Source organism: Candidatus Methanogranum gryphiswaldense (genome assembly GCA_019262145.1).
In the GTDB taxonomy this organism is placed as follows: domain Archaea; phylum Thermoplasmatota; class Thermoplasmata; order Methanomassiliicoccales; family Methanomethylophilaceae; genus Methanogranum; species Methanogranum gryphiswaldense.
This window is the reverse complement of sequence record CP076745.1, coordinates 70,300-90,421: the sequence shown is the minus strand read 5'-3', so window position 1 is coordinate 90,421 and position 20,122 is coordinate 70,300. Positions and strand designations below refer to the sequence as shown.

Genomic DNA, 20,122 nt, shown 5'->3' with positions numbered 1-20,122 from the left:
GAGAATAAATAACCAACGTCTAAAAAAATTAATTAAATAGGGTTTGGGGGTTGCCCCCGTTGTTTTTAGCTCTTGAGTACAACGACTAAGAAAATGCCGACCGCTATCAGTGCACCGATCAAGATTCCAATAAGATTGACCACTGCATCATACATAACTGTCCAAACATCCACATCATTGAACGGTGAAATACCGCTCCATAATGTCAAATACGCCCATACGAAGCTAACAATAAGACCAACGGCGAAGATTATTCCGCCATACATCCTGTTCTTCCCCGCTCCGAAGTAGGCCGAGAAGATACCCGCGATCATCATAACTATACCGAATACAAAGATGATGAGCGTGAGGAAACTCCAAATATCCATTTTTTTGCCTCCGTTTTTATAACATTCTAACTGAATGATAACTGCCAAGTGATAGATTAGATTATTATTAAACCTTGGGTGTGAACACCCTGAATGCCCTCTATTACGTCGACACTGTGGAGTCGTGTACATCACCGAAAAACAAACTAAAACTATATTGAAAAACTAATTTTGAACATTCGTTATTTCATAGTTGGATGTAATGACCATAATCAGTTTGAATTTCCAATTAAAAGCGATAAGTATGATATACTTTCCCTTGAATATTTTTAAATATATCCAAAATACTTAAATAATACATCATACTAAGGTGGTATATAAGTCACACCGTTGTTTTGAGGATCGAAAATGGAATTGTTAGGAATTGTTGAAGAGGTGACCGCTGACGGCAAAGCGATAATCAGAAGCCAGACACTTCCAGAAATAGGCAACCCAGTATTCGACCAAAAAGAAAAAAAGGTGGGAATTGTAAAACGCATTTTCGGTCCCGTTGACGAGCCTTATGTAACAGTTGCCGTCGACGACAAAACTATCACTTCGGGACTGAAGAACAAATCACTATACTTCACGAAGGGAACTCAACATGGTAAAGGCAAAAGAAGGAACAGAGGAGATTGAAGTCTGTCCTGAGTGCGGGAGCCACCACCTCATACGTGACTACGAGAGAGGAGAACTCCTGTGCGAGGACTGTGGACTTGTGATTGATGATCAATTCATTGACCAGGGTCCGGAATGGAGGGCCTTTGACGTTGAGCAGGGCGAAAAAAGGGCACGTACCGGTGCCCCAATGACCTACACCATCCACGACAAAGGATTGTCTACTGAGATTTCTTGGAAAAACAAGGACAGCTACGGAAAAAGCATACCCACAAGAAACAGAGCTCAGCTATACAGACTTAGAAAATGGCAAAGAAGGATCCGTGTTTCGAATGCAACTGAAAGAAACCTTGCATTTGCCTTATCTGAATTGGACAGAATGGCCTCAGCCATGGGGCTGCCAAGGAATGTAAGGGAAACGGCAGCTATGATCTATAGAAAGGCCGTCAACAAGAACCTCATCAGAGGAAGATCTATCGAAGGTGTGGTTGCTGCCTCGCTTTATGCTGCTTGCAGACAATGCGGTGTACCAAGAACACTTGACGAAGTTGCAGGGTCAAGTCGCGTAGGTAGGAAAGAGATCGGTCGTACATACCGTTTCATGACTCGCGAACTAAAACTGAAACTTATGCCAACAAAACCTCAGGATTATGTCCAGAGATTCTGCTCTGAGCTGAAACTCAGCGGAGAAGTACAAAGCAAAGCCGCAGAGATCTTAAAAGATGCCTCTGAAAAAGAGCTCACATCTGGTCGTGGACCGACCGGTGTTGCAGCAGCAGCGATCTACATCTCATCCATACTCTGCAATGAACGCAGAACTCAAAGAGAGGTCGCAGATGTTGCAGGCGTAACAGAAGTTACCATAAGGAACAGATACAAAGAACTCACCGAAAAACTCGGAATTGAGATACAGCTTTGATACAAACCCTTTTCAAACCATTTAAATTTTTTACGGTCTGAACCACTTGAATTCCAGATACTCGATCTTGTCACTCACACGACAGAACAATATCTCCTTCTTTACCCCGCCCGATAATCTAACGGTCCTTGAAATCTCTGGCCACATCGTCACCTTTGATGCCGGCACGGCATGCACTAGATATCTTGCATGACAATCATCCGGAGACTGCTCATAAACTCTAAAATGCGTACCATATTTGAATCCGGTCTTTACAACAAGTCCCCTTTTACGAAGCGAAGAAAATGCCCTCATGCGCAGATCGAATTCATCCTGTGCATTCCTTCCAAATTCCATCAACTCTTCTTGTGAGATACGATCACCACTAACAGAAGATATCTTCAACAATCCCTCGGATGAAAGATAACAACTTTCTATCAAAGATAATTGAAGCATTCCTTCCAACAGTTTACCATAAAATCCTCCTTTTCGAAGGGCTTCAGCATGTTCTGGGTTGAAAACGAATACCCGGTCGCGTATGAGCGTTCCTTCGACCGCGATCGACAATTCCTCAAAAACCTTACCCGTAGGGTCCTTTGTCGACATAATGTAATAAGTTATGTCGCCCTCTTCATCAACAACGCCATACAAAAGTTGCTTACCTTTATTCTCAGATTGTGTTATCTCAGATGCGAATTTCGTTATATCCAGTGCTGTACGTTCAGATGTTGCACGCACAAGGTATATCGGACGTGCATTGCTCATTGTGGTGCCTCTTGGAAAAACTGAAAAATCAAATGCCCCAGTTTCCATCTTCACAACAAAACCACGTTGCCTTATGTCCCTGTACACAAGATATCTAATATCAAAACCATCACTCAATGATGATGCATAATCAAACATCTCTTCGAAATTGAGTGTCCTTCCTTGATAGATTACATCGAGTCTTTTGCATTCAGTCAAAAATGTCGCCTCTACAAGGTCCAATTCTGAACCTCCTCCGCGCCTTGGATAACCAAAATTGCCTTTATTGAAAAGTTGACACCCCTCTTTTTGATCTTCCACGACCACCATATCATCTATCAATTCCCCGGACATCACCAATGTTACTGTAAGTCACTATTTATGAGTTATTCTGCTAAGAAATAGAAAATAAGATAATTTAAGATTGATTAACTCAAAGCAACACGCACTATGAAAACAATAACGCCTTATTGAAAGAATTTAAATGTTTTGCATCGCGTATGTTTATCCGCATGTCAACCGAGGACAAAGGCAGATCATTTGGAATCTTTTACACAAAAAACGAAATGAAATGTGTTAATAACGAAATAGGCATGAGTATAATGGATATTATTGATAAAAGTGACCTTACTCTGGCTGAGATCTCAAGAAAACTAAAATTACCAATGTCAACGGTACTGTTTAACACAAATAAACTTGAAGAAAAAAAACTAATTGGAACATATGAAGATGAAAATGACCGGAGAAAGATCTATTACACCAACATCTCCATCAAAATGATCGCTTCGATGGAACCACATCCTGAATTCCAAGAAGTCATGGAAAAAATGCTCGTAAATACACCAACCAACAACCCCTTATTTTACAAATATCTCGTAGGTTTTGTCAATTCAGGTGCTATGACAATGGGTCTAAATCTGGGCCCTCTTATGGAGAAAGCTGGGTTACTAATTGGAAATGCTATGAAAGATAAATTCAAAAATCAAACGATCGACCAAGTTATCGAGTATCTTAAAGATTATTTCATTATATCAAACGGACCCAAAATATCCCTACAATCTAATTCCCCTATAAAGATAAAGATGCAATTCGATTTTAATCTACCAAGCGACCCCAGTATCGTATTCAGATCATCAATCGGACTGGTATGCTCTGCCATTGAACATTGCACTGGTGTATCACACGTAATAACAGAATCAAAAATGATGGATGACCACTATTCTTTACTTTTTAAAATCGAACCCGATAATAGAAACAAACGGACCCGTATAGATCCATATACGGACTATGAATTCATCAAAATCAAAAAGAATCGTGGTGAAGACAATTTTTGCATAATTATGGATGGAGACGGATATCCAAGAATGATAGATAATCTGTCACAGATCGAGATAATAGATAGATTGGAGGCTGAGCCAGATACTCTAAAAGGACTTAATGAGAAACTTGGAGGGTCCCAATCAACAATTTTTTCCAATCTAACCAAATTGGAAAACTTAAAAATTGTTCATACCGACAGAAATTCTCCAGGCTCCAATACCTATACCAATTGCGGCTTAAAGGTCATGTCCAAAAAAAACGATTTGCCTATCAATCTTGAACATGTAAAAAATATGCTCGAAAAGGCCGCAGAGTTTCCCGAATTGTATTACAGATACGTTTTCCAATATCTTATTATGGTACTGGATGCCGCATCGATCGATACGTGTAACATTCAAAATTGCATGGGAAGGTCCTATGCACACATAATGCTAAAACGGTCCAACGATACAAATGCCGATAAAATGATCATGAAACTCTGCGAGGAAGAAAACGGAATGTACAGCACATTAACTTTGGAATCCTACATCCCACTCACGCTGACACTTGAATGCACACTTTTTACCAATATTGGTTGCTATGCACTCCTTCAATTCTACATTGGAGAGATCTCAGAGATGATATTCCAAAAAACTGGAACTAAATATGTGCCTGCCAGCATCATAAATATAAAAAAAGAAAAGGGAATGCAATCTTACAGGTTCGTAATGGAACCTGAAAGAAAGTAACTCCCAAAAAATGTTTAGCGCTGTGAAGAAGCCAGTGTACCTTCCAAATACTGTTCGTAGCCATACAGATCCAAGAGACCATGCCCTGATAAACAAAAGACAATTGTCTTTTCCTCATTCTTCTTTTTGCAATCCAAAGCCACATCGATGGCCGCTTTGAGTGCATGACACGATTCTGGAGCAGGTATTATCCCTTCCGTCCTGGCCATCATCACTCCTGCCTCAAATGTATCGACCTGATCATATGACACGGCCTTTATCATTTTTTGATCGTATGCTGCTGATACCAACGGAGACATCCCATGATACCTCAGCCCACCTGCGTGGATGGATGACGGAATGAAATCACTTCCAAGAGTGTACATCATCAACAATGGTGTGAATCCTGCTGTGTCACCGAAGTCATATTTGAACACCCCCTCTGTGAGTGATGGCGCGGCTTTAGGTTCTACTGCTATGAACTCCGTGTCTTTGAAATCTTTTCCTTTGATCTTCTCACCGAGCATCGGGAAGGTCATACCTGCGAAATTAGAACCTCCGCCCGCACAAGCTATCACATAATCTGGATCGATCTCTCCGATCTTCATCTGTTCTATTGTTTCTTGACCTATGACAGTCTGATGGAGCATCACGTGATTGAGAACACTGCCCAATGAATAGCAAGTATGTTCATCTTTGGCTGCGACCTCACATGCTTCAGAAATTGCTATTCCGAGGGACCCTGATGTTTCTGGATGCTCCTTCAGAATTTTTCTTCCAAATTCTGTTTGTGTACTCGGTGAAGCATAGATCTTGGCACCATACGTATTGATTATAGTTTTCCTTAGCGGCTTGGCGATGTAACTGCCCTTTACCATGAACACAGTGGTCTTAATGTCAAATAAATTGGAAACCATTGCGAGAGCGGTACCCCACTGCCCCGCGCCTGTCTCTGTTGTCAAGGTGTGAATGCCGGCCTCTGCATTATAGTACGCTTGTGCGATAGCCGTGTTACCTTTATGGCTGCCTAGAGGGCTCATATCCTCTCTTTTAAAATAGATCTTTGCTGGGGTCTTAAGATGCTTTTCAAGCCTGTATGCCCTTTGAAGTGGCGCCGGCCTATTAAGATAGATAAGATTGTCCCTGACCTCTTCTGGGATTGCGATGTGCCTCTCGGTCGAGCCTTCCTGCCTTATTATCTCTTTACAGAATATCGGCTCGAAATCTTCAGGCTTCGCAGGTTCTCCCGTACCTGGATTCATTGGAGGTTTTAGTCCTTGCAGATCTGCCGCCATATTATACCAGCGCTTGGGGATGTCCTCTGGCGACAGATTTATTCTTGCATCTTTTGGTATTGCCATAAATCACTTAACAACAATTATCTATTTATCTTTTTATACATCAATGACTAATAATATACATTATAATGCAAAAAAGAAAGCTATTTATACTCAAAAATCACTATACAACTACTAGTTGTAAACTTAAAGAACAAGTGAAACCATGAATAACCTCGATCAAGTCTTGTCAATAGTGGAGAACCCCACAAGAAGGCGCATACTACAAGCCATAGTGCGTGAACCCCACTACCCTTTACAACTTTCAAAGGAATTGGGAATAAGCCAACAAGCCGTAGTTAAAAATCTCGAAATAATGGAACGTAACGGATTGGTGGTAAGCTACAAGGAAAGTAGCAACATCGGACCCGACCGGATATTCTACCGCCCCAGCAGAGAATTTACGATCGTGATCGACATGCGTGACGGGATGTTTGAAACACGGATGGTGGAACTTAATCAAACCGATATAGGATTGAAAATAGAAAAAGCAATAGAAAATACAAAAGAATTCCAAGAAACAAGGGAGAAAATATCTGAGATAGACAAACAACTGGAAGAGATCAATAGACTGAGATCGGAAATGATCGGAAAGCGTAACAACCTCATCAAAACCTTCCTTGAAGGCATAGACGACCGTGTTATAGACTATGATCACAGAAATCTGCTTTATGAATTACTGAACAACCCAGACATGGATACGTCGTCAATATCTGAAGAGATGGGCGTAAATGCGACATTCGTTGACAAGATGATGAACGACCTATTGAAAATATTAGATGAAACAAGGTGATATCAATGACAAACAACAAAGCGATTAAAGTCGCAGAACTAAAACCCGGAGAAACCGGAAAGGGAATCTGCCGTCTAGACCCCGAACTAATGGATATACTGGATATAAAGGTCGGAGATATAATCCAGATAGACGGCAACAAAAAAACAGTAGCAAAGGTACTCAGGGGAGGACCAGAAGATGCGAATCGTGGGGTCATAAGGATAGACGGTTCGACAAGACGCAATGCAGGTACATCCATTGATGAAAGAGTGAACGTAAAGAAAATAGTAGCAAAAAATGCTGAAAAGATAACCTTCTCACCGATTGAAGAACTCAGACTCCAGGGTGGGGAAGAATATCTAGCACAGGTCATGGAAGGCCGTGTTTTCACGAAAGGTGACGTTTTGACACTTAACGTCATGGGCAACAAGATCGAATTGATAGTGACCTCTTTCGCCCCCTCGGCAGAGGCCGTCATCATGAATACCAACACTGAAGTGAAAGTATCAGAGAAACCTGTGAAGGCTTCCAATATGGAGGTCCCCAAGGTATCCTATGATGATCTAGGCGGACTTGGTAATGAGGTCGGTAAAATCAGAGAAATGATAGAACTGCCTCTTAAGCACCCAGAGCTCTTCAAGAGGCTTGGCGTTGAAGCTCCTAAAGGAGTCTTATTGCATGGGCCACCTGGAACAGGAAAGACGATGCTGGCAAAAGCTGTTGCCGGAGAGACCAGCAGTAATTTCATTTCCATCGGTGGACCCGAGATCATGAGTAAATTCTACGGAGAATCCGAAGGTAAACTCAGAGAGATATTCAAGGAAGCAGAAGAAAACGCACCGAGTATAATCTTCATCGATGAGATAGATTCGATCGCACCGAAACGTGACGAGGTCACCGGTGAAGAAGAAAGACGCATCGTTGCTCAACTACTATCATTGATGGACGGATTGAACTCGAGAGGAAAGGTTGTCGTAATAGGGGCAACAAACAGACCTAACTCTCTAGACGAAGCATTGAGAAGACCTGGAAGATTCGATCGTGAGATCGAGATCGGAATACCTGACAGGAACGGACGCCTTGAGATCCTTCAGATACACACAAAAGGAATGCCACTGACAAGCGATGTGGATTTGGGAAGGTTAGCCGACAGAACGCACGGATATGTGGGTGCGGATCTGTCCGCCCTGTGCAAAGAAGCTGCGATGGCGGCACTAAGGCGCGTACTTCCTAGCGTCAATCTAGAGACCGAGGAGATCCCAATAGATGTCCTTAATCAGATAAGCGTCACGAAGGACGATTTCATGTCCGCGATAAAGGACCTCCAACCTTCAGCCATGAGAGAGGTCTTGATAGAGAAACCCAACGTCAAGTGGGATGATATCGGTGCGCTGGAATCCGCCAAACAAGAACTCAGGGAAGCTGTTGAGTGGCCACTGAAATACGCGAAGGTCTTCGAACATATGGACGCCAAACCTCCAAAGGGCATATTGCTTTACGGACCCCCCGGAACAGGAAAGACGATGTTGGCAAAGGCGGTTGCTACAGAATCGGAAGCTAACTTCATATCCGTCAAAGGTCCAGAATTCCTCAACAAATGGGTTGGAGAATCGGAAAAAGCAGTCAGAGAAACCTTCAGGAAAGCAAGACAGGCTTCACCATGCGTGATCTTCATGGACGAAATAGATTCGATCGCACCTACAAGAAGTGGGGACGATAATAACAATGTCACAGAAAGAGTGATATCACAAATGCTTACAGAAATGGACGGGCTTGAAGCAATGAACAATGTGGTCGTCATTGCAGCGACAAACAGACCTGATATCATAGACCCAGCATTGCTAAGGCCTGGAAGATTTGACAAGAGCATATACATCGGTCCACCGGACAAAGAATCAAGACAGACCATATTCAAGATACATACTGCCGGAAAACCTCTGGCTAAAGATGTAGATCTGTCAAAACTCGCAGATGCCACCGAAGGCTGTACCGGAGCTGACATCGCTGCGATCTGCAACGAGGCAGTCATGACAGCGGTCAGACGCCTGGTAAAAGATGGCAGGATCCCCACTCAGGATGAGATCAATGCTACAAAGGTAGATATGATCGATCTAGAAAACGCTGTACAGAAATTCGGGCCTAAGATAGCAAAAGAACTGAGAGAATACGGTAACAAGAACAAAAATTAATCAAAAATAAAGGATGACAGGTGATAAATATGAAAAATGACGACATTTGGAACGACATCTTCGGAGAAGATTTCAAACTCCTCAACCAAAGGATTGAAAGCATATTCTCTGAGATGAATAACTTCCACGATCTTGATTTCAAGACCTATGGTTACACGATGTATCAGGGACCTGATGGAGTACCACATTTCCACGAATTTGGTAACGCGAAAGAAGAGTACAGTCTTGAGGCCAATACCATTGAACCTTTCAGTGATATTACCGTCGAGAACGATATCGTTAGGGTCACTCTCGAAATACCTGGTGTTCAAAAACAAGACATTGTGCTTGAATGCACAGAGGATTCACTTTCTGTCCAAGCACAAACTGCAAGAAGAACATTCACCAAGGTTCTCGCACTGCCATGTGAAATCCGGTCCGAGACCGCACGTGCCACATACAACAACGGGATCCTGGAAGTGATCTTTGAGATTGCTGGTACAAAGGACATGAAAAAGAAGATCGATATCGAATGACCACAATGCCGGGAATAAAATCCCGGCAACCTCCAATCCTTATTTTTAAGTAAATACTTTTTATAGAAGAACAACCACTGTATATTCTATGAGCAGAGAGGAACTCATCAATACCACCCGAGCCATTCTTGCCAAGGCAGGTTTCGATGTATCTTCAGCACTTGCTCTACGTAGCATATGTTTCGACATAGTAGGAAAAAAGGATAAAACATTGCTAATTATCAAAGTCCTTACAAATGTAGATGCATTTTCTAGAGACAACGCAGACGAAATGAAGATCCTTGCAGATGCATTAGGGGCCAATCCACTCCTCATAGGCGAAAATTCCAGTTCAGGACCACTTGAAGGAGGAATTGTTTATTCAAGATTCAAAATCCCCATAATATCCAACGAAACCTTGGCTGAACACCTTCTTGAAGAAGTTCCGCCGTTCATTTTTGCAGCCCCCGGCGGGCTATATGTAAAAATATCCAGTGGCCTTCTCAAAGATCTCAGAGAATCAAATAACATTAGCCTAGGTACGCTTGCAGAGACCGCGGGCGTATCAAGACGCACAATACAGATGTATGAGGCAGGAATGGGAGCTATGATTGATGCTGCTCTAAGACTTGAAGAATTTTTGAATGTTCCAATAATCGAACCGTTGGATCCGTTCGAGTATAAACGTGAAACAAAAACAGAAGAATACATCATTAAGACACAGATCAACTCCCAACCTCTGAACCATATGGCAGAGATTGGATTCACTATAACGCCTGTACTAAAAAGTCCGTTCGAAGCGATTACAAAAAATTCAGATATAACTATGCTCACTGGTATTGGATCAGAAGAAGAAAAATTGATCCAAAGAGCCTTAGTAGCTGCTGAGATCTCCAGAATAACAGGCAGACATTCACTTATGATAGTCGAAAAGAAATCGTCTGCCGACAATATCGATACCACGGCCATAGTTTCTAAGGAAGAACTCAGAAAGATCGACGACCAAGACGAACTGACCGATATGGTGAAATCCAGGAGTACGAAAAAATGATCTCCTTAAACATTGATAACTGCAAAATCGATATTTTGCCCATTATTCAAGGACTCACGTCAGAAGCTGAGGCCGTAAAACAAAACTACGGAAATTATGAAGCATATGGAATACCATTGAGCATAGAAAGTATCATCGCACTGTCAAAAAGAGATGAACTCTCTGATGATTATGAAGTAAGCGAACTGGATCTGGTATATGCAGATCGTCTTTCTGTTTTTGGAGAAGTCCAATTTCCCTGTCCAGCATTCTGTGAACTAGTTGATCTATGCAAAAAAGATGAAAAGAATGTCATACCCTTAGACATGGATGAGGACAGTTTTACGGACGTGTATATTAACACAATAAAAACCACCGAATTCGTTAAAGAACATAAAGTCGCCAAAAAAGGTATGAGAAAGAAATTCAACATGTCCTCACCGGAATCCTTTGTAAAAAGTTGGGATGCCTACATAAACGGCGTAAAAGGATACAGAAAGGTCTCCGAAATACGTGAGAAATACATCGCCGAACAGATACTTGACATACCTAAATACAGGCGCTCGATCTTGGTGGTGGCAGAGGCAGAAAGAGTCGACGGAATATTAAGGCATATAGAGGATTTGAGATGAAATCGCAATGCGATAAATGTCAAGGGTATTATGATCGCGGTTCTCAATTCTGTGGTGCATGCGGTTATAGATTCCCGAAGAAAAAAGGACAAAGAAACTTCCTCGAAAAAATAATGTTACTGATCGCTTTTATAACTGCGATATATCTTATTTGCGAAATAGCAGTACTTTTGATCAAAGCTCCTGCGATACTTTCAATAATAGGTGATTTCGGAGTAAGTATTTCGATAATAATTCCAAAATCCATTAGATTGATTACAATACATGGATTGGGAGCAGAAATCTATTGGATACTAATTGTGATCACAATATCTGTCTGCACATTTTACGCATTAAGAACATTCTTGAAAGGGATCAAGAAATTATCCAAGGAAAAAGATGACACCCAGTTGACGAAGACCGCCATCTACTGGGTAGGGATTCTTTTTTGTGCCGATATTTTCGTTCAGATTGTTTATTTTGCCATTGCAATATATCTAGGTCTAAAAATAGACTCTAGCTGGATGGATGAATATACTCACGAACAGCTGCTTTACATGCTTGCCAATGCCTCCGTCTGGGAGGAGATAATATCTCGCGTTATGATGATCGGCATACCGATAATGGCCATACAATTATTCAGAACAAAAAAATTAGATTCCATGAAATGCCTATTAGGAGGTTTCGGAATGAACAAGATCGCATTGATCTTGATTTTATTCTCTGGAATAATATTTGGTCTGGCACATTATTACAGTTGGGGGATGACAAAGGCAATCATAACCTGTGTCGGAGGAATAGTTCTAGGATACGTGTATGTACAGTTCGGCCTATATGCCTCGATAATAATGCATTTCCTAACAGATTATCTTGGAAGTTTCATGTACGTCGGTGTGCCTTCGATAAGTGTACTAGGCGAGATCACATTCATTGCGCTGGGACTATTCGCTTGCGCTTATATAGCAACAAGGATACCGAAAAAAGATGAAGCCATAACAGAATGGAATAGTCTGACATTGCTGCCAAAAATCAAAGATTAACTTAGTAGGCCTTCAAGGACCTTCTTCGACTTGACTGCGGACTCGATGCTCTTAGCCTCGATTATATAATTGCCAGCATAATTCCTTAAAAGATGGACGACCTTCTGAAAATCAATATTGCCCTCGCCTATAGTAAGGTGTGAATCCTTATCTCCCATATTGTCATGAATATGTACATTGATGATCCTACGATCAAACAACTCTACCATTTCTTGGATCTGCCCCATTGTATTGGCATGCCCAATATCAAAACAAATACCCAGTTCCGTATCTTCAACAATATGGAAAAGATCTGTCGCCGTCTGACCCAACATGAATGAAAGATTCGGCATATTTTCGATAGCTATCTTTACACCATACTCCTGAGATACACGATCTAGACTTTTCATTGTCAATCTGGCACATTCTATTGAACGCTCTCTTAAAGCACTGCAGGTAAGATTGCATAGACCAGGATGTATCGTGATAAGATCTATGCCCATTATTTGACAATTCTCGATCTCAGAATAGAATTCCATAAAGGTCGCTTCTCTCATACGTTCATTGATCGCTGCCACGTTTGTATCTGCAATAGAAGAGTGAAGAGAATAGGACATCTCGAATTCATTCACGTTCGCCATAAATTCACCGCATATCTTCTGAACAGCATGCGTTCCGTCAGAAAATATCTCCCAATGAGAAAAGTCATTACTGACCTCTTTCCAAGTCCCTACAAAATCCTTAGAACAGAACTCAGTACAGGAAATGCCTATCAATGGAACACTTCCCTACCATCAACAGTACCTGGTGCGATCCTGTCTATAACGGCCTCTAGATCATCATCCTCAATTACGATATCTATGCTACCGAGTATCGCACGCGGTTCTGCAAAGGACACTTTACCAACTGTCGCAACCTGTTTATTCAAACGAATGGTGGTCTTGTTCCCGTGCATTCCCTTGAAAAGCATGTTTCTGGTACTGTCCAATATCTCCTGCCTCCTTATTAGTTTGGAAAAATTGTCCAAGGAACCTTCTCCCTTTAATCCCCATTTCGACTCTTCCAATTCCATTCCGGGAAATATCCTAGCTATGGCCTCCCTGACCTTTTTAGGATCTTCGCTTGGATAAACGGGACACGAAACCGTAACTCTTACCATGTGTCCTCATAGTTTTGTTGATATTTTAACGCTCCCGAAACAGATAGAAATTATTTAGGCAACGAGGGCAATGGGGTCAACCGATGATGAAAAACGAAGTGCTATCCGAAGCCGCGAGGAAGAGTATCTTCCTTTCTCCTGATGCTCTGGAAATGATACTCTCCAATTCCCATCCGATGGAATTCATGAATACTGTGCTGTCAAAACTATCTGAAAATTCCATGTTCCTAACAAAACAAGACGTGATGAATGCAATAACAGGAGATACCGTCATATTCGAATCTCCAAAAACCATAAAACCCAATAACAAATTTCAATGGGACATTTCCGTAGTAGCTGGAACAGATGTAACGGGAGAATCTACCTGTGAAGGGAAGATCAATGATTTCGCTAACTATTTTAAGAGCAGATATTTCGCACTTAAAAAAATAATCGAAAGACGGAGAGACTTCGGTTCTGCCATGTCGATAGAAAAGGCGATGAGGGTCGATAGAGACACAAAGATAATCGGTATCATCTATGAAAAAAAAGAAACGAAAAACGGACACTTCATAATCAAAGTGGAAGATGATACCGGATCCTGCAATGTGCTTATCTCGAAAGATACGCCTCTTATAACTGAGACCTATGTGAATGATGAGGTCATTGGAATCGCAGGAAAACCTACATCAAGAAAGGACCTTTTCATTGCAAACGAGATATACAGGCCAGATATTCCAGCGAATAACAGTTGGATACCATCAGATTCCAATTCATCCGTCGCATTCCTATCCGATATACATGTTGGAAGCTATACCTTCTTAGAACCACAATGGAAAAAAATGATCCAATGGCTTAAAACCAATTCCATGAATCTGAATCTGAATTACATCATCTTTCCTGGGGATGTTGTGGATGGCATCGGTATCTTCCCAGATCAGGAAGAGGAACTTACCATAAACAACATTTACAAACAATATGAAACACTTTCAGAATATCTCAAAGAGATTCCGGATCATATAAAAATGGTCGTACATCCAGGAAATCACGATGCAGTTCGCATCACTGAGCCTCAACCCGCATTACCAGATGTTTTCAGAAAATCTTTTGATTCGAACATAATGATGGTGGGTAATCCTGTTAATCTAAAAATTGAAGGAAGGACAATACTGTCGTATCATGGAAAGGGCATAGATGATTGGGTGGCAGGGGTCCAACAACTCTCATATGAGGATCCTTTGAAAGTAATGGAATATATGGCCGTGAGGCGCCATCTTGCACCCATGTATGGCCAGAGAACAGCACTCGCACCTGAAAAAAAGGACTATCTTGTTATGGAAAATGTACCAGATATATTTGTTTCTGGACATGTTCACGGCGCTGGAACAAAAGAATACAAGGGAGTGAGACTTATTAATGCGTCAGCTTGGCAAAGCCAAACAGAATATCAAAAAATGCATAATTTCAATCCAGATCCCGCAATAATGCCCATGGTTCATCTTGGAACTGGAAGAACCGTTATGAAAAATTTCATGAAATAAATATACTTCGAATTAGCATATTTTAAGAATTTTAAACATTAATTGTCATATATGCTAAAAAAAAGAGATTATTTTAAAAAGTTTAATTCATCTCGCAGTGAGTAAGACCCAAACGATAAGGAAAAACCCCAGTATGAGCATCGAATACGCTGTTACCCAGACAGCTGTAAACAGCCTCTTTAGTTTGACGGGATCCTTGCGGATATCATCCCAGCGTTCTCCGAATGACTTCACTCTACGGCCTCTCCTTTCCTCTTCAAGTGTTTGAGACGAGTTGTATTCTCTCTTTCCATCTCCTCGAGACGGAACTTCACGAATCTCTCAGACTCTTTGAGATCAGGTATTATCTTGAACTCAAGAGCATTGACCCTTCTCTTGGTCTTCTCGATCTCGTCAAGCAGCTTCCTCATCGTGGTCTCAACCTCGGCCGCACGGACCAATGTGTCGAGAAGCTTCTCGAAAGCCTGTGATGCCTCCTCGATATAGGGGGAGGTAGAGATGACACCATAGCCTTTGTCGACTATCTTTGTGTGCATTGACGCTGTCGCCTCTACCTTTGGCACCATCATTCCCATGATGCTCTTGCTGCCCACTCTGACCTGTGGGTCTGCCTTAAGAGCGTATGCTGCGCTCTTAACGGCAATCTCTCCCTCCACCGCGCGAGCTATGGTTATTTTATTCATAGCATTGGCGTAGTCGGAAGTGACGCCTGCGCGCATCTTCCTGGCCTTTTCCATGACTTCAAAGAACTCGATGATGAGACCGTCTCTCTTCATCTTCATGATCTTATATCCACTCTGGGACAATTTGATCCTTCTTTTTAGGTCCAGAAGTACGGAACGGGTCGGTGTGATGTCATGCGTGCCCATTTAACTCACTTCTTGAGATATTTGTCGATGTACTTACGATCGACCCTTGTCAGCTGATCAACATCAAGCTCTCTGAGTATCTCCCAGGCAATATTGAGGGTGCTCTCAATGGAACGATCCTCGTCGTGGCCCTGACGTACAATACGGTCCTCGAAAAGGTCCGCAAAGTCCAAGAGCTTTCTGTCTTTTGCAGACAGGGAGTCTTTTCCAACGATCGCAACGAGTCCACGGAGATCCTTACCTTCCGCATATGATGCGTAAAGCTGATCTGATACTGCTTTGTGATCATCACGCGTTTTACCTTTTCCGATACCGGAGTTCATCAGACGGCTCAAAGATGAAGATACATTGACTGGCGGATAGATTCCGTTGCGGTGCAATTCCCTTGACAGAACTATCTGACCCTCGGTGATATAACCAGACAGATCAGGGATGGGATGGGTGATATCGTCACCGGGCATTGACAGGATTGGTACCTGTGTAATGGACCCTTTCTTGCCCTTGATCCTTCCTGCACGCTCGTATAGCTGTGCAAGATCGGTGTACATGTAACCGGGATAGCCACGTCTTCCTGGAACTTCCTCACGGGCTGCTCCGACCTGACGCAGTGCCTCACAGTAATTTGTGACATCGGTCATAATCACGAGAACCTGCATTCCGAGTTCAAATGCCATGTATTCTGCTGTTGTGAGACCGAGACGGGGCGTAACGATACGTTCGACTGCGGGATCATCTGCAAGATTCAGGAAAACCACTGCGCTTTTCAGTGCACCGGTCCTCTCGAATTCTTTCATGAACATCTGTTTCTCTTCGTTTGTTATTCCCATCGCAATGAACACGACGGCGAACTCATCATTCTCTCCAAGGACCTTTGCCTGTCTTGCAATCTGCAATGCAATGTCATTGTGAGGAAGACCAGATGCCGAGAATATTGGTAGCTTCTGTCCTCTGACCAGAGTATTCATACCGTCTATCGTAGAGATACCGGTCTGAATGAAATCAGCGGGACTGTCCCTTGCCCAAGGATTAATGGCCGATCCTTCAATGTTGAGCTCTTTCTCAGGAATGATGTTCGCTCCACCATCCAGAGGCTGTCCTGATCCTGAAAGGATCCTTCCAAGCATGTCCTTTGAAACGGGCATCTTCATAGTGTCTCCGAGGAAACGGACTGATGCCGCCCTGTCGATACCTGAAGTACCTTCGAAGATCTGAACGACGACCATGTCATTGGACGTATCGAGGACCTGTCCTCTTTTTATGGTTCCATTAGAGAGCCTAACACTGACCATCTCTTGGAAACCAACAGGCTCGGTATTCTTAACAAAGACCAGGGGCCCTGCAATCTGAGAGATCGTCTTGTACTCTTTGGAAACTTTAGCGTTTGCCATATACTTACACTCCTAATGCTGCGAACTGAGTGTCAAAGTCTTTGTTGACAGCCTCGAGCTCTGCGTCGACATTCTCTTCGTATTTGGCCTGGTTGAACCTCTGCCTTGCTGGGATGTATGCGATCTTATCAACCGACACACCTGCAACAAGTGCCTTCTCTGCGAGTTCTGAGTACTTTTTGATGAGTTTCATCATTACGTACTGTCTGTTGAGAGGGCAGAAACAATCGACCGGGTGGTATGCGTTCTGCTGCAGATAGATCTCACGGATCATCTTGGAGACCTCGAGTGTTATCTTCTGCTCATCGGGCAGAGAATCGGAACCGACCATCTGAACGACTTCCTGAAGTTCGGACTCTTTCTGCAAGGTCTTCATGGCCCATGCCTTAAGTGCAGGGAAATCCTGACCGACATTCTCCTTGTACCAACCAGCGAGCTGTTTGTCATACATTGTGTAAGACGTCAACCAATTGATTGTTGGGAAGTGCCTTCTCTCTCTGAGTTTTGTATCCAATGCCCAGAAGACACGGACGATACGCAGAGTGTTCTGCGTAACAGGCTCAGAAAGGTCTCCGCCTGCAGGTGAAACCGCACCGATGACTGAGATCGATCCATTCTCCCCTGCTAGTGTCTTTGCACGGCAAGCACGCTCATAGAACTCGGAAAGACGTCCGGAAAGATACGCGGGGTAACCTTCCTCACCAGGCATCTCTTCCAACCTGGACGAAATCTCACGCATTGCCTCTGCCCACCTTGAAGTGGAGTCTGCCATGAGTGCGACATCATATCCCATGTCTCTATAGTACTCTGCAATGGTCATTCCCGTATAAACGGAAGCTTCTCTTGCAGCTACAGGCATGTTGGAGGTGTTGGCGATCAGTACTGTTCTGTTCATCAAAGACTGTCCGGTCTTAGGATCGACCAGCTCTGGGAACTCTGTAAGAACCTCTGTCATCTCGTTTCCCCTCTCTCCGCATCCGATGTATACAACTATTTGTGCATCAGAATACTTTGCGAGGGACTGTTGAGTAACTGTTTTTCCAGTACCGAATGCACCGGGAACTGCAGCTGCTCCTCCTTTTGCAAGGGGGAACATCGTATCAAGAACCCTGAGTCCTGTGACCAGTGGAACATCAGGCTGATATTTGTCAGAAACAGGCCTTGGTACACGGACTGGCCATTTCTGCATCATCTGAACATTAACACCATTGATGACAGCAATTGTGTCCTCCACAGTGAACATTCCATGTTTGATCTCAGTAACTGTTCCTTTCTTGATTGCAGGAGGAACCATGATCTTGTGAAGCATTGTTCCTTCCATAACTGTACCAAGTACATGGCCAGCCTCAACCTCTTCTCCTTTCTTAACAACGGGAGTGAACTCCCATTTTTTGTCTCTGTCGAGTCCAGGTGCTGCGACACCACGGAAGATGAAATCTCCCATCTTCTCCCTGAGTACAGGGAGGGGCCTCTGGATTCCATCGTAAACCGATGCCAGAAGTCCGGGTCCTAATTCCGCAACAAGAGGAAGTCCTGTATTTGTAACAGGTTCTCCGGGTTTTATGCCGGAGGTATCCTCGTAAACCTGGATGATAGAATAGTCGCCGACGATCTTAATGACCTCTCCCATCAGTTGCTCGTTACCAACATGTACGACATCGTACATCTTGGGCGAGATCCCTGTGGCGGTCACGACAGGTCCTGCGACTCTGTAAATTACACCTTTAGTGCTCATTTATTCATCCTCTGTTTTGTATAAATCAACGCCAATCGCTCTTTTTACCTTCTCACGAAGGTCGCTCTCGTCTCCGCCTACCGGTACGACCACTGGTTGGATCGAATCCGTTACCTTGGCCCTAACGTTAGCGGGAAGATACTCCAGGTCTTTGGCATCGACGGCAAGGATCCCTATGTTCTTATCGGCCATTGCCTCCGCCATCATTCCCTGGTAGTTGTTCTTGTCAGCGATAAAAACACGTCTCAGTCCAGCTAATCTGAAACCGAGAACGAACTCATCGCTTCCTATAACCGCTATTTGCATTAGATCACCAGTAGTTGTTTGATTGCATCTTTGTCTAATCCGCTATCGGTACCTCTTGCTATTATCCTTATGTTCTTGACTTCCTTCTCTTTGTTGAGCATGAAATCAATCACCGGGATGACTGACAAGGGATACAGATGTGAGAACTTCTTTGCCTGATCTGTCTCATACTTTCTCATACCGACAGCGACGCCCATAAGCGAGGACGTGCTAGATTCAAGACCTTCTTTGATGCTCTCGAAGAAATCGAGTTGCCCGATGTCAGTCATTGCTGCATCGATGGTCTCTGCATTAGCAAGCTGTGTCGCAAGCTTCGTGTCAATCTGCTTCCCTCCGGGAATGAAGTACTGCATTGCAGCCTCTCCGTGGATTCCTTCAAGTTTAAGCTTGAGAATGGTTTCCAGATTCTTGATATCGATCTCCTGCCTAACATAATTCAGGAAGAGCAATTCAGGTCTTGAACGGGGGTTGATGCTTCCTATCAGGTTTGCGTAGTAGCACTTGTCAAGATAATCCTCGATAATTCCAAGATTCTTACCTGCTTTGAACGCAGTGATCGTCTCAGAAGGGATTGTAACATGTACCATTGCGGAGAAACCGGCAAGGATATCGTCCTCGGATTCGTAAGAGATGAGTTTATCCAAATCTTCGGCGCTGAGGCTGCCGGCTGGAACAAGATCTTCCTTGATTCCGTCAGCACCAAGACCGTATGACTTTCCGCGGAGTATGACCTTCAGGTTCCAGTAATCCCACTTAGCGAGATATGCAGAAACCATGTCCTTCAACTCACCCTGAGAAGCCGAGAGGATATCGCCGAAGATCCCTGCCATGCTACCATAGGTCGCATGTTCCAGGAGATTTAGCCCCGTATATTTACCCGCGAGATCGGTCATCTCTTTTTGATAACCTGACTCGCTGATATAACGGGAAATCTCCGGTACAGACATCATTAGCATCTTGTTGTAATCCTCTTCTTTCATCAGGAGGGACTTTTTGGCCTTAACTCTAGCGACAGTATACGCATAGTTGCCTTTCTTTCCGCTGCGCCTAAACATA

The 20,122-nt window shown here is 43.2% G+C and carries 21 protein-coding genes; 10 read left to right on the top strand and 11 right to left on the bottom strand.

Annotated elements, in window-relative coordinates:
• Positions 1–65 precede the first annotated feature (65 nt).
• Positions 66–368: a hypothetical protein gene (locus KRP56_00460; GenBank protein ID UAL07775.1), complete on the bottom strand. Its 303-nt coding sequence runs from the start codon at positions 366–368 to the stop codon at positions 66–68.
• Between the two features lie 348 nt (positions 369–716).
• Here KRP56_00460 and KRP56_00455 point away from each other — a divergent pair, with 348 nt between their 5' ends.
• Both KRP56_00455 and KRP56_00450 read left to right on the top strand, forming a co-directional pair.
• Entirely contained in the window at positions 717–986 is a 270-nt protein-coding gene (locus KRP56_00455; protein UAL07774.1) for a Gar1/Naf1 family protein, read from the top strand.
• Positions 952–1,884 carry a transcription initiation factor IIB gene (locus KRP56_00450; protein UAL07773.1) on the top strand — a complete coding sequence of 311 codons (933 nt, stop codon included), beginning with the start codon at positions 952–954 and terminating at the stop codon, positions 1,882–1,884. Before KRP56_00455 ends, KRP56_00450 begins: the two co-directional genes overlap by 35 nt.
• 30 nt (positions 1,885–1,914) lie before the next feature.
• Here KRP56_00450 and endA read toward each other — a convergent pair whose 3' ends face one another.
• Complete coding sequence (gene endA / locus KRP56_00445; GenBank protein ID UAL07772.1) at positions 1,915–2,961, bottom strand: tRNA-intron lyase; 1,047 nt, start codon at positions 2,959–2,961, stop codon at positions 1,915–1,917.
• Between the two features lie 158 nt (positions 2,962–3,119).
• Here endA and KRP56_00440 point away from each other — a divergent pair, with 158 nt between their 5' ends.
• Positions 3,120–4,655, top strand: a complete 1,536-nt coding sequence (locus KRP56_00440) for a winged helix-turn-helix domain-containing protein (GenBank protein ID UAL07771.1) — start codon at positions 3,120–3,122, stop codon at positions 4,653–4,655.
• A 14-nt stretch (positions 4,656–4,669) separates the two neighbouring features.
• Here the strand turns inward: KRP56_00440 and KRP56_00435 are convergent, their stop codons facing one another.
• Positions 4,670–5,995, bottom strand: coding sequence for a TrpB-like pyridoxal phosphate-dependent enzyme (locus KRP56_00435; GenBank protein ID UAL07770.1), 1,326 nt, complete (start codon positions 5,993–5,995; stop codon positions 4,670–4,672).
• Between the two features lie 142 nt (positions 5,996–6,137).
• Between KRP56_00435 and KRP56_00430 the strand changes: the two genes are divergently transcribed.
• The 6 genes from KRP56_00430 to KRP56_00405 all read left to right on the top strand — a co-directional run bounded on the left by KRP56_00430 (position 6,138) and on the right by KRP56_00405 (position 12,110).
• Entirely contained in the window at positions 6,138–6,764 is a 627-nt protein-coding gene (locus KRP56_00430) for a helix-turn-helix domain-containing protein (GenBank protein UAL07769.1), read from the top strand.
• A gap of 5 nt (positions 6,765–6,769) precedes the next feature.
• On the top strand, positions 6,770–8,935 hold the full coding sequence (locus tag KRP56_00425) for a CDC48 family AAA ATPase (GenBank protein ID UAL07768.1): 2,166 nt from the start codon (positions 6,770–6,772) through the stop codon (positions 8,933–8,935).
• Between the two features lie 29 nt (positions 8,936–8,964).
• The gene (locus KRP56_00420) at positions 8,965–9,450 is read left to right on the top strand and encodes an Hsp20/alpha crystallin family protein (GenBank protein UAL07767.1); all 486 of its coding nucleotides are present in this window, start codon (positions 8,965–8,967) and stop codon (positions 9,448–9,450) included.
• An 88-nt stretch (positions 9,451–9,538) separates the two neighbouring features.
• A complete protein-coding gene (locus tag KRP56_00415) occupies positions 9,539–10,480 on the top strand; it encodes a transcriptional regulator (GenBank protein ID UAL07766.1) in 942 nt (313 codons plus the stop codon).
• Positions 10,477–11,091: a hypothetical protein gene (locus KRP56_00410; GenBank protein UAL07765.1), complete on the top strand. Its 615-nt coding sequence runs from the start codon at positions 10,477–10,479 to the stop codon at positions 11,089–11,091. The genes KRP56_00415 and KRP56_00410 overlap by 4 nt, the downstream gene beginning before the upstream one ends.
• Positions 11,088–12,110, top strand: a complete 1,023-nt coding sequence (locus KRP56_00405; GenBank protein ID UAL07764.1) for a CPBP family intramembrane metalloprotease — start codon at positions 11,088–11,090, stop codon at positions 12,108–12,110. The genes KRP56_00410 and KRP56_00405 overlap by 4 nt, the downstream gene beginning before the upstream one ends.
• On the opposite strand, the gene KRP56_00400 is transcribed toward KRP56_00405, so the two are convergent.
• Together KRP56_00400 and KRP56_00395 are read right to left on the bottom strand one after the other, a co-directional pair.
• Positions 12,107–12,865: a sugar phosphate isomerase/epimerase gene (locus KRP56_00400; GenBank protein ID UAL07763.1), complete on the bottom strand. Its 759-nt coding sequence runs from the start codon at positions 12,863–12,865 to the stop codon at positions 12,107–12,109. The genes KRP56_00405 and KRP56_00400 overlap by 4 nt on opposite strands.
• A complete protein-coding gene (locus KRP56_00395) occupies positions 12,862–13,248 on the bottom strand; it encodes a hypothetical protein (protein ID UAL07762.1) in 387 nt (128 codons plus the stop codon). Before KRP56_00395 ends, KRP56_00400 begins: the two co-directional genes overlap by 4 nt.
• Before the next feature lie 83 nt (positions 13,249–13,331).
• Between KRP56_00395 and KRP56_00390 the strand changes: the two genes are divergently transcribed.
• Complete coding sequence (locus KRP56_00390; protein ID UAL07761.1) at positions 13,332–14,768, top strand: DNA-directed DNA polymerase II small subunit; 1,437 nt, start codon at positions 13,332–13,334, stop codon at positions 14,766–14,768.
• Positions 14,769–14,855: 87 nt separating this feature from the next.
• On the opposite strand, the gene KRP56_00385 is transcribed toward KRP56_00390, so the two are convergent.
• Genes KRP56_00385 through ahaC form a run of 6 tightly spaced genes read right to left on the bottom strand, consistent with a single transcriptional unit; the run spans position 14,856 to position 20,121 of the window.
• A complete protein-coding gene (locus KRP56_00385; GenBank protein UAL07760.1) occupies positions 14,856–15,002 on the bottom strand; it encodes a hypothetical protein in 147 nt (48 codons plus the stop codon).
• Positions 14,999–15,637, bottom strand: coding sequence for a V-type ATP synthase subunit D (locus KRP56_00380; GenBank protein ID UAL07759.1), 639 nt, complete (start codon positions 15,635–15,637; stop codon positions 14,999–15,001). The genes KRP56_00385 and KRP56_00380 overlap by 4 nt, the downstream gene beginning before the upstream one ends.
• A gap of 5 nt (positions 15,638–15,642) precedes the next feature.
• The gene (locus KRP56_00375; protein UAL07758.1) at positions 15,643–17,025 is read right to left on the bottom strand and encodes a V-type ATP synthase subunit B; all 1,383 of its coding nucleotides are present in this window, start codon (positions 17,023–17,025) and stop codon (positions 15,643–15,645) included.
• 4 nt (positions 17,026–17,029) lie between these two features.
• Positions 17,030–18,760, bottom strand: coding sequence for a V-type ATP synthase subunit A (locus KRP56_00370; GenBank protein ID UAL07757.1), 1,731 nt, complete (start codon positions 18,758–18,760; stop codon positions 17,030–17,032).
• A complete protein-coding gene (locus tag KRP56_00365) occupies positions 18,761–19,066 on the bottom strand; it encodes a V-type ATP synthase subunit F (protein ID UAL07756.1) in 306 nt (101 codons plus the stop codon).
• Positions 19,066–20,121 carry an ATP synthase A1 subunit C gene (gene ahaC, locus KRP56_00360; GenBank protein UAL07755.1) on the bottom strand — a complete coding sequence of 352 codons (1,056 nt, stop codon included), beginning with the start codon at positions 20,119–20,121 and terminating at the stop codon, positions 19,066–19,068. Before ahaC ends, KRP56_00365 begins: the two co-directional genes overlap by 1 nt.
• Position 20,122 lies beyond the last annotated feature (1 nt).

Excerpts from the sequence above, each read along its gene's own strand:
- KRP56_00435 (UAL07770.1), bottom strand. The coding sequence starts at position 5,995 with ATGGCAATACCAAAAGATGCAAGAATAAATCTGTCGCCAGAGGACATC.
- KRP56_00405 (UAL07764.1), top strand. The coding sequence starts at position 11,088 with ATGAAATCGCAATGCGATAAATGTCAAGGGTATTATGATCGCGGTTCT.
- KRP56_00460 (UAL07775.1), bottom strand. The coding sequence starts at position 368 with ATGGATATTTGGAGTTTCCTCACGCTCATCATCTTTGTATTCGGTATA.
- ahaC (UAL07755.1), bottom strand. The coding sequence starts at position 20,121 with ATGTTTAGGCGCAGCGGAAAGAAAGGCAACTATGCGTATACTGTCGCT.
- KRP56_00450 (UAL07773.1), top strand. The coding sequence starts at position 952 with ATGGTAAAGGCAAAAGAAGGAACAGAGGAGATTGAAGTCTGTCCTGAG.
- KRP56_00425 (UAL07768.1), top strand. The coding sequence starts at position 6,770 with ATGACAAACAACAAAGCGATTAAAGTCGCAGAACTAAAACCCGGAGAA.
- KRP56_00375 (UAL07758.1), bottom strand. The coding sequence starts at position 17,025 with ATGGCAAACGCTAAAGTTTCCAAAGAGTACAAGACGATCTCTCAGATT.
- KRP56_00390 (UAL07761.1), top strand. The coding sequence starts at position 13,332 with ATGATGAAAAACGAAGTGCTATCCGAAGCCGCGAGGAAGAGTATCTTC.
- KRP56_00415 (UAL07766.1), top strand. The coding sequence starts at position 9,539 with ATGAGCAGAGAGGAACTCATCAATACCACCCGAGCCATTCTTGCCAAG.
- KRP56_00365 (UAL07756.1), bottom strand. The coding sequence starts at position 19,066 with ATGCAAATAGCGGTTATAGGAAGCGATGAGTTCGTTCTCGGTTTCAGA.
- KRP56_00430 (UAL07769.1), top strand. The coding sequence starts at position 6,138 with ATGAATAACCTCGATCAAGTCTTGTCAATAGTGGAGAACCCCACAAGA.
- KRP56_00455 (UAL07774.1), top strand. The coding sequence starts at position 717 with ATGGAATTGTTAGGAATTGTTGAAGAGGTGACCGCTGACGGCAAAGCG.
- KRP56_00440 (UAL07771.1), top strand. The coding sequence starts at position 3,120 with ATGTCAACCGAGGACAAAGGCAGATCATTTGGAATCTTTTACACAAAA.
- KRP56_00420 (UAL07767.1), top strand. The coding sequence starts at position 8,965 with ATGAAAAATGACGACATTTGGAACGACATCTTCGGAGAAGATTTCAAA.
- KRP56_00395 (UAL07762.1), bottom strand. The coding sequence starts at position 13,248 with ATGGTAAGAGTTACGGTTTCGTGTCCCGTTTATCCAAGCGAAGATCCT.
- KRP56_00370 (UAL07757.1), bottom strand. The coding sequence starts at position 18,760 with ATGAGCACTAAAGGTGTAATTTACAGAGTCGCAGGACCTGTCGTGACC.
- KRP56_00380 (UAL07759.1), bottom strand. The coding sequence starts at position 15,637 with ATGGGCACGCATGACATCACACCGACCCGTTCCGTACTTCTGGACCTA.
- endA (UAL07772.1), bottom strand. The coding sequence starts at position 2,961 with ATGTCCGGGGAATTGATAGATGATATGGTGGTCGTGGAAGATCAAAAA.
- KRP56_00410 (UAL07765.1), top strand. The coding sequence starts at position 10,477 with ATGATCTCCTTAAACATTGATAACTGCAAAATCGATATTTTGCCCATT.